This window comes from Stenotrophomonas sp. PS02298, from assembly GCF_029959445.1.
In the GTDB taxonomy this organism is placed as follows: Bacteria; Pseudomonadota; Gammaproteobacteria; order Xanthomonadales; family Xanthomonadaceae; genus Stenotrophomonas.
Window position 1 is genome coordinate 20,996 of record NZ_JASCOR010000047.1, and the last position, 7,363, is coordinate 28,358.

The 7,363-nt window shown below is 63.2% G+C and carries 7 protein-coding genes; 5 read left to right on the forward strand and 2 right to left on the reverse strand.

Annotation, left to right across the window (positions count from 1 at the left end; all coding sequences use genetic code 11):
- Positions 1-118 precede the first annotated feature (118 nt).
- Positions 119-2,056: an LTA synthase family protein gene (locus QMX78_RS09170; RefSeq protein ID WP_282268651.1), complete on the forward strand. Its 1,938-nt coding sequence runs from the start codon at positions 119-121 to the stop codon at positions 2,054-2,056.
- An 18-nt stretch (positions 2,057-2,074) separates the two neighbouring features.
- On the opposite strand, the gene QMX78_RS09175 is transcribed toward QMX78_RS09170, so the two are convergent.
- Positions 2,075-2,692: a hypothetical protein gene (locus QMX78_RS09175; protein ID WP_282268653.1), complete on the reverse strand. Its 618-nt coding sequence runs from the start codon at positions 2,690-2,692 to the stop codon at positions 2,075-2,077.
- Positions 2,693-2,784: 92 nt separating this feature from the next.
- Positions 2,785-3,810 carry a zinc-binding alcohol dehydrogenase family protein gene (locus QMX78_RS09180; protein ID WP_282268655.1) on the reverse strand — a complete coding sequence of 342 codons (1,026 nt, stop codon included), beginning with the start codon at positions 3,808-3,810 and terminating at the stop codon, positions 2,785-2,787.
- A gap of 382 nt (positions 3,811-4,192) precedes the next feature.
- Here QMX78_RS09180 and QMX78_RS09185 point away from each other — a divergent pair, with 382 nt between their 5' ends.
- From QMX78_RS09185 to QMX78_RS09200, 4 genes are all read left to right on the forward strand, one after another.
- Positions 4,193-5,293: an OmpA family protein gene (locus tag QMX78_RS09185; protein WP_282268657.1), complete on the forward strand. Its 1,101-nt coding sequence runs from the start codon at positions 4,193-4,195 to the stop codon at positions 5,291-5,293.
- 200 nt (positions 5,294-5,493) lie between these two features.
- Positions 5,494-5,991, forward strand: coding sequence for a hypothetical protein (locus tag QMX78_RS09190; RefSeq protein ID WP_282268659.1), 498 nt, complete (start codon positions 5,494-5,496; stop codon positions 5,989-5,991).
- Positions 5,992-6,017: 26 nt separating this feature from the next.
- The gene (locus QMX78_RS09195; RefSeq protein ID WP_282268661.1) at positions 6,018-6,878 is read left to right on the forward strand and encodes a pseudouridine synthase; all 861 of its coding nucleotides are present in this window, start codon (positions 6,018-6,020) and stop codon (positions 6,876-6,878) included.
- A gap of 80 nt (positions 6,879-6,958) precedes the next feature.
- The gene (locus tag QMX78_RS09200; RefSeq protein ID WP_282268663.1) at positions 6,959-7,255 is read left to right on the forward strand and encodes a hypothetical protein; all 297 of its coding nucleotides are present in this window, start codon (positions 6,959-6,961) and stop codon (positions 7,253-7,255) included.
- Positions 7,256-7,363 lie beyond the last annotated feature (108 nt).

Genomic DNA, 7,363 nt, shown 5'->3' on the forward strand with positions numbered 1-7,363 from the left:
TTCCATGCCTGTAATGCCTTCAAGTGTTGTTCCCGCAAAACGCGCTCTGCGCTTGTTTCCTCAACTCTGGGTTCTGGTAGCGGGCATCGTTTTGCTTGGCGGGCTGGCTCGCCTGTTCATGTGGTGGGACTACGCCGGCAGTGAACGCGGCTTGGCGTTGCTATGGCCGGCAATGTTGCAGGGCGCGCGCTATGACCTGGTGGCCGGTGCGGTAGCCGCTGGCGTGGTCGGCTTGCTGACGGTCCCGATCTGGCTGCTTGGACGGCGCGAAGCGGCACTGCGTCTGGCACAGCATCTGCTTCTGGCGCTGCTGTTGGTGTTCCTCCTGCTTTTCTTGTGCGAGCACTTCTATTACGCGTTCTATAAAACGCGCTTCGACCCCATCGTATTCGGCATGTTCGAGGACGACACTGGGGCGATCCTGGGCACGGTCTGGGACGACTATCCAGTGATCCCTGGCGTGCTTGGCCTGTTGCTGGCCGGCGGGCTGTTGTACTGGGCCATTCCGCGTACGGGGAACTGGCTGGCACTGCGTTGGCCGTCTGCTTCTGGTACCTGGACGCGCGCGCTGCTGCTGGTGTTGCAGTGCGTGTTGCTGGTGCTGCTGGCACGCGGCAGCGTCGGCAACTTTCCGTTGGTAAGGCGTGATGTGACCGTCTCGACCGATCCCTTCGTCAACGCACTGGTGCTCAATGCGCCGTTGACGCTCTACCGCGCCGCACGCACACGCGCCAAAGAAACCGATTTTGGCGAAGATCCGTTGGTTGGTGTGCGAAGCAATGGATTCAGGGATCTGGAAGAGGCAGCCAGGCTCGCCGGGCTGCCTTCGGCCGATCCGCAGGTGTTGCAGGCGGCGCTGTTCCCGGTTGCTCCCGGCCAGCCACGCAGCCTGGAGCAGTCACCGCATGTGGTACTGGGCTTGTTGGAATCGTTTGGCCAAGACCTGCTGCACACCGACGGGCCGGGCAACGACATGCTTGGCCGCCTGCGTGCCGAGCTGCCCACTGGTCACCGTTTCGAAAACTTCATCGCAGGCCAGAACGGCACCCATCCGACACTGGAAAACCTGATCCTGGGGACACCGATCACCCCGCTTGCGCTGGGCCGCAACGCACGCCTGGCGTTTGATACCTCGGCGGCGCTGCCATTCCAGCGCGCGGGTTATCGCACCGTGTTCATTTATGGCGGCGGCAGCGATTGGCGCGAGATTGGCACCGCGCTTCCGAATCAAGGGTTTGATCGGGTGTATGACGCGCGCGATATCAAGCAGCGTTTCGCCCAGGCCACCGGGACCGAATGGGGTTTGTATGACAGCTGGCTGTTCCGTTTCGCGCAGACCTTGTTGAGCGAGGCTGATGCCCGTGGTGAGCGGCTGTTCATGGTGTTGCTGACCACCAGCAACCATCCACCGCATCTGTTGGATACGCCACGTCGGCAATACCCCTTGGATCCGGCGGCCTTGGGTCCTCGCGCGCTGGCTGATACCGGCGAGCTGCGACGGATGTTGGCTACCTATCAATACCAGGCCGATGAGCTGGGCGGTTTCCTGCAGCAGCTGCGCGAGCAGCCGTTGGGCGAGCGAACCCTGGTGGCGATGGCTGGCGACCACAACCTGCGCTCGCATTACCGCTACGACCTGCCTGCCGAGCAGGTGGACGTGGATCGCGTATTCGCATGGTTGCGGGTTCCACCGGCGTTCGCGCCGGCCGACAGCGCGCCTGATACCAGCGCTTTTGCCGGGCATGGGGATTTACTGCCGACCTTGGTGGAACTGGCGTTGCCGGGCCAGCGCTACTTCGCCACCGGCCGCAATCTCTGGCAGCCCGCGCCCAATGGCGGGGAGGCCTTGGCACAGTTCGAGCGCATGTATATTCCCGCGGGCGTGTTGTTCCCCTTGGAAGCGCCGCGCCTGCATCGCTGGCTTGATTCCCGCCATGTGCAGGTACAAGGCGAGGCACCGGATGCGGTCAGCGCGGCGCGGGCAAGGCAGGCAGCCGCTTGGGTGGCATTACGCGACTGGCATATCCGTCAGCAGGTGATGCGCAGTCGTCGCTGACTGCGTAGTCGCGGGTGGTCAGGTCGCGGACGTGGATGCCGCGGGTCGCGGTTGGCGATCAAACAAGGGCAGGGTGACGCCGCAAAGTGGCCCGATCAGCAGGGCAAACGCCAGCGTGCCCCAGCCTACATTGCCGCCCAGCCACCAGCCCACTGCCAGTGCGCAGGTCTCAATCAGGGTGCGCACCTTCCAGATCGCCCAGCCGGTACGCGCATGCAGGCCGGTCATCAGGCCATCGCGCGGGCCAGGCCCGAAACGCGCACCGATGTAAAGCCCGGTGGCGATCGCCAGCAGCACCAGTCCAGCAGCGAACAACAGCAGTTGCCACAGCAGGCCCTGCGCGGCCGGCAACAGATTCAGGCCCAGCTGTGCGCTGGGGCCGATCAGCAACACGTTGAGCACCGTGCCCAGCCCGGGTCTCTGCCGTAGCGGCAGCCACATAAGCAGTACGCAGATGCCGACAAGGTTGGTGACCAGGCCAAAGCCCCAGCCACTGCGCAATGAGATCCCCTGGCCCAGGACATCCCAGGGGGCGATGCCGATACCGGCACGTATCATCAAGGAAGAGGCAATACCAAACAGGAACAGGCCCAGCAGCAGCTGCAGCAGGCGCGATACAGACATCAGGGAGGGCATTGTCGGGAGATCAACGTGCTGCCTGCAGTGCAGGCTCATGGGTGGAGGCGTTGCGCCACCTGTAGGTGGCGCAACGTGCTGTGGCGTGTGGCTTAGTCCCAGCCTTCCAGCGCCAGCTTGCCGATGGTGCTGCCGGCCTCCAGTTGGCGGTGTGCCTGGCGCAGGTGCTCGGCATTGATCGTGCCCAAGCGCTCACTGAGCGTGGTGCGGAGTTCGCCGGCATCGATCAGGCTGGCCGCGCGGGTCAGGATGCGGTGCTGCTCGATCATGTCGGTGGTGCGGAAGCGGGCGCGGGCAAACATGAATTCCCAGTGGATGCCGATGCATTTCGCTTTATAGGGATCGCCGATGCGCAGTTCACCGGCAGGCTCGACGATCAACCCGACGTGGCCTTGTGGCGCCAGCAGTTCACCCAACTGTTGCCAGTACAGGTCGGTGTTGGCCAGGTTGAGTGCCGCCTCGACGCTGCTGATGCCCAGCGCCTGCAGCTGTGGTGCCAACGGCTGGCGGTGGTCAATGACGTGCGCTGCGCCCATCTGCTCGCACCACTGGACGCTTTGCGGGCGCGAAGCGGTGGCCACCACGGTGAAGCCGGCGTGGCGACCAAGCTGGATCGCCATTGAACCAACGCCGCCGGCGCCGCCGATCACCAGCAAGGTCTTGCCGGTATTGCGACGCCCGTCCAACTGGAAAGGCATGCGCTGGAACAACAGTTCCCAGGCAGTAAGTGTGGTCAGTGGCAATGCCGCGGCTTCGGCGAAATCCAGCGTGGTCGGCTTGCGCCCCACCAGGCGCTCGTCCACCAGCTGCAGCTGTGCGTTGCAGCCCGGGCGGGTGACGTCGCCGGCGTAGTAAACCTCATCGCCAATTTCAAATGCGGTGACCTCCGGGCCGACCGCCACCACGGTGCCTGCGGCATCGAAGCCCAGTATCCGTGGTGGGTTTTCCTCGCCTGGCTTGGGGCCGCGCAGTTTGGTGTCCACCGGATTGACCGAAATGGCTTGAACCTGAACCAGGATGTCCTGGCCCTGCGGAGCCGTCGGGTCTGGCAGGTTCAGGTCCTGCAGCGCGTCCGGTTCATCAATGGGGAGATAGCGGGTCAGGCCGATTGCTTTCATGCGGAAAAGTTCCGTGGCGGGGGAGCAAATTCATCATACCGAGCAAACGATTCAGCTGGCAGTAACAGGTGGCGCAAGCCCTGTTAATGAAGGGTTTGTCAGATGAAATCAGCTGCGTCGCAGCATTCCCCCCGGAAGCCTTGCGATAGCTTGCTCTTGCGTCCTTTGACCAAGCTGTATACGTTGCGCCGAGCCGGACACGTAGAGGTCTGGTGGTCGCTCCATATGTTACGAGCCTGTTAACATCGCCTTCACGGCCAAGCGCATAATGTGCACCGCGATGGCGTGAGGAAACGGCCGTCTCTGAACGCGACGAAGAATATCGCTGTGCTGGACCATGCCTCTACCGGTTTCATACCCCCGAAACAAGGAGCTGTATTTCATGAACAAGAAGATCCTTACTGCCGCGCTGCTCGGTGGTCTGGCTTTTGCCCAGGCCGCTTCGGCTCAGGAATTTGACGACCGCTGGTACCTGACCGGTTCGGCCGGCTTCAACTTCCAGGACGACGATCGTGGCACCAACGACGCCCCGTTTGCCACGCTGGGTCTGGGCAAGTTCATCAGCCCGAACTGGTCGCTGGATGGTGAGCTGAACTATCAGAACCCGAACTTCGACAGCAACCAGGATCAGAACTGGTCGCAGTACGGCGTTTCGCTGGACCTGCGTCGCCACTTCATCCAGGAAGGCCGTGGCTGGAACCCGTACCTGCTGGCAGGTCTGGGCTACCAGAAGGCTGAAGAAGAGTACCAGTCCGGCGGCCTGCTGAAGGATCGCAAGGACGGCAACCTGGCCGCCAAGGTCGGCGTTGGTCTGCAGACCACCTTCGAAAAGCGCGTCGCTGTGCGTGCTGAACTGGCTTACCGCGCTGACTTCGACGACCAGAGCTACGCTCCGGCCGCCGCTGGCAAGGAACAGGATTGGTTCGGCGACGTGCTGGCTTCGGTCGGCGTCGTGATCCCGCTGGGCCCGGCTCCGGTCGCTGCTGTTGCTCCGGCACCGGCTCCGGTTGCTCCGAGCTGCGCAGATCTGGATGACGACGGTGACGGCGTCAACAACTGCGACGACAAGTGCCCGAACTCGCAGCCTGGCCAGACCATCGGTCCGGACGGTTGCCCGGTGCCGGTCTCGATCGATCTGAAGGGTGTCAACTTCGATTTCGACAAGGCCACCCTGCGTCCGGACGCCGTGTCGATCCTGAGCGAAGCCTCCGAGATCCTGAAGCGTTACCCGGATCTGCGCGTTGAAGTTGCCGGTCACACCGACTCGAAGGGTACCGACGCTTACAACCAGAAGCTGTCCGAGCGTCGCGCCAAGGCTGTGTACGACTACCTGACCACCAATGGTGTGGCAGCGTCGCGCCTGCAGGGCCCGATCGGCTACGGCGAGAGCCGTCCGATTGCTCCGAACACCAATGCTGATGGTTCGGACAACCCGGAAGGTCGCGCAAAGAACCGTCGTACCGAGCTGAACGTCCAGAACTAATCGGACGCTTCGGTTTCAGTACCACAGTTTGAGAACAAGGCCCGGCATTTGCCGGGCCTTGTTTGTTTCTGCATCGGCGACTTTCCAGATCGCAATTTGTGTGACGTCGGCGGGTAATCGCGGTTTGCGCGCACATAACGGTTGAAAGCGCTGCGGACGCTGCCTACACTCGCCGCGTTAACTTGCCGAATGGAAATTCAATGCTGCGTATCGCTCTGGCTGGTCTTGTCGCCCTGGCATTTGTGCCTGCCGCCCATGCAGCCGTGGATTGCTCGGCCAGTTCCGTGACGCCGGCGCCGCTGGCCACCTCGTTGATCGCACCGGTGGCGTCGGAGCTGTATGTGCGTCCGGGCCAGCTGGGCATGCCATCGGGTGTATTGAGCTCGGCCGGTGGTGATGAGCAGTCGCTGGACCGCGTGTTGATGCGCCTGCGGGTCGAGAGCTGCAACAACGTTGCCAACGCCATTCCGGCGCGTCCGGCAATCAACGCCAACGATCCGGCTGCCTACAAGCCGCAGACCGAGTTCGACAACACGCCGTGGCGTTTTGACATGAGCCAGAACGGCAAGCGCATGACCGCCGAAGAATTCGATGCCTGGATGAAGGCGCGCGGTGTGCGCGTGGTCAAGGCACGTCCGGCCGCGACCGATCCGGCTGCAGCACCGGCTGCGGCGCAGCCCGCTGCCGAGGTCAAGTAAGGCGGCAACAGCCGCTCGTAGCCCTGATGTCGTCGTCCAAGCCGCCGTATCCTCCGCACGCCCGCCGCGCACCGCCCGGCGGGCGTTTGCTTTCGCGTGCGCCCAGCAATGCCGCCCGCGCCGGCAAGGCTGCCCCCGCCGGGGTTCGGCACGGACTGGCGCGGGTGCTGTCCAAGGCCGGCGTGTGCTCGCGTACCGAAGCTGCACGACGGGTGCTCGACGGCCGCGTCAGCGTTGATGGCAAGGTGGTGCGAGACCCCGAGTTCCCGGTGATTACTGGTCGCCAGCAGGTGTTGCTGGATGGCCTGCCGCTGGCAGCACCGCGACGTCTCTACCTGGCCTTGAACAAGCCGCGTGGTCTGGTCACCACGGTGCAGGACGAGCAGGGCCGCGACACCGTTTATCAGTGCTTTGAAGGTGCCGGCCTGCCGTGGATGGCGCCGGTAGGGCGCCTGGACAAGGCCAGTGAAGGCCTGCTGTTCTTCAGCAATGATCCGGAGTGGGCGGCGCGTCTTACCGAGCCCAGTACCGGCCCATTGAAAACCTATCGGGTACAGGTGGATGCTGTGCCCGGTGCAGCCGTGCTCGAGCGCATGCAGGCGGGTATCGACGACGAGGGCGAACGCCTGGCGGCGCATTCGGTGCAGCTGCTGCGGCATGGCGAACGCACCGCGTGGTTGGAGGTGGTGCTGGATGAAGGCCGCAATCGCCACATCCGGCGCCTGCTCAAGGCGTTGGGGCTGGAAGTACTGCGCCTGATGCGGGTGGCGATAGGGCCCGTGCAGTTGGGCGAGTTGGGCAAGGGCCAGTGGCGGGAGTTGAGCCAGGCAGAGCTGAATGCGCTGCAGGCTGCCAGCAAAACAGCACATGTCAGTGTGAGTGACTAAGTTCAATAAATTCAGATAAATAGCTGCACTTGGTGAGATGGTGGATTAGACTGCGACTCTAATTACTTGAGGTCATTGCCATGCAAGCTCTTTCCCGCGTCTCTGGCATCGTTCTCGTGGCGGCTTCGGTTGCGGTGTTGGGCGGTTGCGCTTCGTCGGCCAAGAAGACTGCGAAGAACGACGACAAGCCGATCGAAGTGCGGGTGGAAGCGCCGCTGGCTGAGAAGGACTCGCTGGGCAACTACCGTTTCATGATGCAGCAGGGCGAGCAGAAGATGAGCGCCGATCAGTTCGATGCCTGGATGAAGGCCAATGGCATCCGCGTCGCCAAGGGCGCCGCCGTGCCGGCACCTGCAGCGCCTGCCAAGAAGAACTGACGGTAGTGCCGAGCCATGCTCGGCAGAGGCTCTACAAGCAAACCCAAACGTAGCACCGAGCCATGCTCGGCAAGGGGCTTTACCGGTAAGGCCTCTGCCGAGCATGGC

What these genes read in the sequence shown, in the direction of transcription:
- QMX78_RS09185 (WP_282268657.1), top strand. Translation starts at nt 4,193, where the DNA reads ATGAACAAGAAGATCCTTACTGCCGCGCTGCTCGGTGGTCTGGCTTTT.
- QMX78_RS09180 (WP_282268655.1), bottom strand. Translation starts at nt 3,810, where the DNA reads ATGAAAGCAATCGGCCTGACCCGCTATCTCCCCATTGATGAACCGGAC.
- QMX78_RS09175 (WP_282268653.1), bottom strand. Translation starts at nt 2,692, where the DNA reads ATGCCCTCCCTGATGTCTGTATCGCGCCTGCTGCAGCTGCTGCTGGGC.
- QMX78_RS09190 (WP_282268659.1), top strand. Translation starts at nt 5,494, where the DNA reads ATGCTGCGTATCGCTCTGGCTGGTCTTGTCGCCCTGGCATTTGTGCCT.
- QMX78_RS09195 (WP_282268661.1), top strand. Translation starts at nt 6,018, where the DNA reads ATGTCGTCGTCCAAGCCGCCGTATCCTCCGCACGCCCGCCGCGCACCG.
- QMX78_RS09200 (WP_282268663.1), top strand. Translation starts at nt 6,959, where the DNA reads ATGCAAGCTCTTTCCCGCGTCTCTGGCATCGTTCTCGTGGCGGCTTCG.
- QMX78_RS09170 (WP_282268651.1), top strand. Translation starts at nt 119, where the DNA reads ATGTGGTGGGACTACGCCGGCAGTGAACGCGGCTTGGCGTTGCTATGG.